Origin of the sequence: Pseudomonas sp. GZD-209, from assembly GCF_049310485.1 — a bacterium.
GTDB classification, from domain to species: Bacteria; Pseudomonadota; Gammaproteobacteria; order Pseudomonadales; family Pseudomonadaceae; genus Aquipseudomonas; species Aquipseudomonas sichuanensis.
Window position 1 is genome coordinate 1 of record NZ_JBMOWQ010000240.1, and the last position, 2,892, is coordinate 2,892.

The window sequence follows — 2,892 nt, forward strand, 5'->3', positions numbered from 1 at the left end:
TGTGAAAACCTCGGGAGGTCGACCCACGACACAGGGTGGGGGGTTTCCTCCCCCCGCGATGGGGGCGACGGCCACCACCGAGACCACGCCATGCCACCTACCCCCACCCGTCGCACCTTCGTCAAGGGCCTGGGCGCCGCCACCGCCCTGGCCGGCCTCGGCCTGTGGCGCCCGCTGGCCCAGGCCGCCGAGGGCCGCCTGCCGCTGCACGATCTGAGCGGCCAGCAGTTCGAGCTGTTCATCGGCCAGACCGCGGTCAACATCACCGGCAAGCCACGCACCGCGCTGACCATCAATGGCAGCCTGCCCGGCCCGCAATTGCGCTGGCGCGAAGGCGACACCGTGACCCTGCGGGTGCGCAACCGCCTGGACCAGGACACCTCGATCCACTGGCACGGCATCATCCTGCCGGCCAACATGGACGGCGTGCCGGGCCTGAGCTTCGCCGGCATCGAACCGGGCGGCGATTACCTGTACCAGTTCACCCTGAAGCAGAGTGGCACCTACTGGTACCACAGCCATTCCGGGCTGCAGGAACAGGCCGGGGTGTACGGCGCCATCGTCATCGAACCGCGCGAACCCGAGCCGCATCAGTACCAGCGTGACCATGTGCTGCTGCTCAGCGACTGGTCGGACCAGGCGCCGCAAGCGCTGATGGCGACGCTGAAGAAGCAGTCGGACGCCTTCAACTACAACAAGCGCACGGTCGGCGACTTCATCGACGATGTGGCAGACCAGGGTTTCGCCAACGCGGCAGACAATCGCTGGGCCTGGGCCAAGATGCGCATGAGCCCGACCGACCTGGCCGACATCAGTGCTGCCAGTTACACCTACCTGCTCAACGGCCAGCCGCCGGACGGCAACTTCACTTGCCTGTTCCAGCCCGGCGAAACCGTGCGCCTGCGCCTGATCAACGCCTCGGCGATGACCTACTTCGACTTCCGCATCCCTGGCTTGCAACTGACGGTGATTGCCGCCGACGGCCTGCCGGTCACCCCGGTGACGGTGGACGAGCTGCGCATCGCCGTGGCCGAGACCTATGACGTGCTGGTGACCGTAGGCGACCTGCCGGCCTACACCCTGTACGCCCAGAGCATGGACCGCACCGGCTACGCCCGCGGCACCCTGGCCCGCGCCGCCGGGCTGCAGGCACCGGTGCCCGCGCCCGATCCGCGCCCGGTATTGAGCATGGATGACATGGGCCATGGTGGGATGGGTGGGATGGATCATTCAAATATGGCCGGGATGGACCACGGCAGCATGGCCGGCATGGATCATTCGAACATGGCCACCATGGACCACGGCAACATGGCAGGCATGGACCATTCAGCCATGTCGGGCATGTCGGGCATGTCGGGCATGTCGGGCATGCAGCAGCACCCTGCCAGCGAAACCGACAACCCGCTGGTGGACATGCAGACCATGGCCCCACGGCCCAATCTTTCCGACCCGGGCCTGGGCCTGCGCGACAACGGCCGCCGGGTGCTGACCTACGCCGACCTGCGCAGCCCCTACCCCGACCCGGACGGCCGCGAACCGTCACGGGACATCGAGCTGCACCTGACCGGGCACATGGAGCGCTTCGCCTGGTCGTTCGACGGCATCAAGTTCAGCGACGCCGAACCCTTGCGTCTGAAGTACGGCGAGCGGGTGCGCATCACCCTGGTCAACGACACCATGATGACCCACCCCATCCACCTGCACGGCATGTGGAGCGACCTCGAGGATGAACAGGGGCGCTTCCTGGTGCGCAAGCACACCCTCGACATGCCGCCGGGCAGCCGCCGCAGCTACCGCGTCACAGCCGATGCCCTGGGTCGCTGGGCCTACCACTGCCACCTGCTCTACCACATGGAGACCGGCATGTTCCGCGAGGTACGCGTCGATGAATGAGATGACCAACCGCCGCATTGCCACCGGCGTCGCCCTGTTCGCCCTGCTGGCCAGCGAGCGGGCGCTGGCCGCCGGGATGGAACACATGAACCATGGTGCCATGCCCATGGACCACGGGCAGATGAACCACGCTGCCATGCCCATGGACCACGGCAAGATGGACCATGGCCAGATGAATCACGGCGCGCCCGCCAGCACCCAACCCCGTACCCCCTTGCCCGTGATCACCGACGCCGACCGCCAGGCCGCCTTTCCGCCGCTGCCCGGCCACCAGGTACACGACCGCGCCATCAACTGGGCAGTGATCGTCGACCAACTGGAGTACCAGAACTTCGAGAGCAGCAGCGCGCTTAACTGGAACGCTACGGCCTGGGTGGGTGGCGACATCGACCGCTTATGGCTGCGCACCGAAGGCGAGCGTGAACAGGGCAAGACCCACAAAGCCGAGCTGCAGGCCCTTTGGGGGCATGCCATCAGCCCCTGGTGGGAGCTGGTCGGCGGCGTGCGCCAGGACTTCAAACCCGCCAGCGGCCAGAGCTGGGCGGCCTTCGGCATCCAGGGCACGCCGCTGTATGGCCTGGAACTGGAGGCCACCGCCTACGCCGGCGAGCGACAGCAGACCGCGCTGCGCCTGGAGGCCGGTTACGCTATGCTGCTGACCAATCGCTGGGTCCTCGAACCGACCGTCGAAGCCAACTTCTTCGGGCGCAACGACGCTGGCCGCGAACAGGGTTCGGGCCTGGCCGAAAGCGAAGTGGGCCTGCGCCTGCGCTACGAAATCACCCGCGGCTTTGCGCCCTATGTCGGGGTCAGCTTCAACCGCCTGCACGGCAACCGCGCCGATCAGGCCCGGGAAGATGGCGAAGACATTGGCCAGACTCGGCTGGTGGCTGGGGTCCGATTACGCTTTTGAGGCTGAACGCCGGCCCGGGGGGGGGGGGGGGGGGGGGGGGGGGGAGGGGGGGGGGGGGGCGGGGGGGGGGGGTCGGGGGGCACCGC

General features: G+C 67.8%; 2 protein-coding genes. Both read left to right on the forward strand.

All coding sequences use genetic code 11. The features are described 5' to 3' along the window. Positions 1 to 90 precede the first annotated feature (90 nt). Positions 91 to 1,893, forward strand: coding sequence for a copper resistance system multicopper oxidase (locus tag ACO6VM_RS23995; protein ID WP_422403892.1), 1,803 nt, complete (start codon positions 91 to 93; stop codon positions 1,891 to 1,893). Next, the gene (locus tag ACO6VM_RS24000) at positions 1,886 to 2,806 is read left to right on the forward strand and encodes a copper resistance protein B (protein ID WP_422403893.1); all 921 of its coding nucleotides are present in this window, start codon (positions 1,886 to 1,888) and stop codon (positions 2,804 to 2,806) included. The genes ACO6VM_RS23995 and ACO6VM_RS24000 overlap by 8 nt, the downstream gene beginning before the upstream one ends. Positions 2,807 to 2,892 lie beyond the last annotated feature (86 nt).

Bases quoted from the DNA above. Each gene is read 5' to 3' on its own strand.
- ACO6VM_RS24000 (WP_422403893.1), top strand. From the start codon at position 1,886: ATGAATGAGATGACCAACCGCCGCATTGCCACCGGCGTCGCCCTGTTC.
- ACO6VM_RS23995 (WP_422403892.1), top strand. From the start codon at position 91: ATGCCACCTACCCCCACCCGTCGCACCTTCGTCAAGGGCCTGGGCGCC.